General features: G+C 71.0%; 1 protein-coding gene. It reads left to right on the top strand.

What is annotated here, in order from left to right:
* Positions 1 to 1,756, top strand: a 1,756-nt coding sequence (locus ACFR9S_RS07065; protein ID WP_379818339.1) for a type II/IV secretion system ATPase subunit, incomplete at both ends; no start/stop codon positions are given.

Genomic DNA, 1,756 nt, shown 5'->3' with positions numbered 1-1,756 from the left:
CCGCCGCCGACGGCAGCCTCGTGGTCCACACCACCGACTTCGCCCCCGCGGTGACCGATCTCGACGCCGACGGCGCGTTCGTCGACCGCGTGGCCGCCGAGCGACTGCGGCGCTACGAAGTCGAGTTCGCGGGCTACCCCGTCCCGGTCGTCCTCTACCGCGACGGCATGCTCGGGAGCGACCGCTTCGCCACGCGGTACGCGGTGTTGGAGCCGGACCTGCTCCCGGGCGACGAGGCGCTCATCGCGGAGTGCAAGGAGCGCGTCTGGGAGGCCAGCACCGAGGACGTGATCGGCGACGGCGTCGACCGCCGCGCGTTCGTCGCCGAGCGCGCGCGGCGGCTGCTTTCCCGCCGACTCACCGGACGGAACACCCGGGAGTGGCTGGCGTCGGTGCGCTACCGGGTCCGGTCGGCGCTGGCCGACCTCGGCGTGGGGCTGCCGCCGGTCGACGACCGCTACGCGGCGGACCGACTCGACGACCTCGTCTACCACGTCCTCCGCGACTACGTCGGGGAGGGACCGCTGACGGTGCCGATCCGGGACCCGAACCTGGAGGACATCGAAGCCAACCGCGTCGGCGAGCGCGTGAAGGTCGTCCCGCGCAGCGAGATCGCCGACGGGGGCCGGGTGCCGACGAACCTCGCCTTCGACACCGAGAGCAGCTTCGTCAACGTCGTCACCCAGTTGGCGGCGAGCGACGGCGTCGAACTCGACGCCTCGAACCCCAGCGCAAAGGTGAACCTCGACCCGCCGGGCGTCGCCGAGACAGTGCGGTGTGCGGTCGCGCTGCCGGTCATCAGCGAGGGCGGCCCGCACGTCTCCATCCGGAAGCAGGCCGCCGAGGCGATGACGCCCGTCGATCTGCTTCGGAACGGCACGCTGTCCGTCGATCTCGTCGCGCTGCTGTGGCTCTGCTACGAGCATCAGGGCGTGGTGCTGTTCTCCGGCCCGACCGGGGTGGGGAAGACGACGCTGATGAACGCCCACATGCCGTTCGTCCCCTACGACGACCGCCCGGTCTCGATCGACGAGGGGTCGCGGGAGGTCCGCCTGCCCCACGAAACCGGCGTCTCGCTGACCACGCGGGACCACGAGAGCGAGTACAAGCGGGTGACGATGGCGGATCTGATGACCGAGTCGAACTACCTCAACCCCGACACGGAGGTGATCGCGGAGATCAACACGCCCGAGAGCTTCGAGACGTTCGCCGAGACCGTCAACACCGGCCACGGCGTCGTCGGCACGACCCACGCCGAGGACGTCCGCACGCTCGTGAACCGCGTGGTCGAACAGGGCGTCCCCGCCTACCTGCTCGAGGAGATCGACCTCGTCGTCTTCCCGCATCGCTCGGACGGCGATCGCTACGTCGCCCGGGCCGTCGAGTTCCTCACGCCGGAGCAGGCCGACGAACTCCCACCCGGCGCGGGGGAGGTGATCGAGAAGGGCGACACCACGATCTGCTTCAACGAGGTGTTCGCCCGCGACGTGACCGGGGAGTTCTCCCTCGCCGGGCCGAGCGACCCCGCGGCCCCCGACGACCGCGGGTTCCGGCTGTTCCACCGGATCGCCGCCGCGACCGATCGCTCGCCGGAGGCAGTCGAACAGGAGTTCCGTCGGAAGCGTCGCTACGTCGAGTTTCTCCACGACGAGGGCGTCCGGGCGGTCGGCGAACTGTTCGACCTGCTCGCGGATCTCCGCACCGACGAGGCGGCGACCGTCGAACGTCTCCGGCGGACCGCGGTCGCCGACGGCGG

Source organism: Halolamina salina (assembly GCF_042678005.1).
In the GTDB taxonomy this organism is placed as follows: Archaea; Halobacteriota; Halobacteria; order Halobacteriales; family Haloferacaceae; genus Halolamina; species Halolamina salina.
This window is presented reverse-complemented; position numbering and strand designations above follow the sequence as displayed.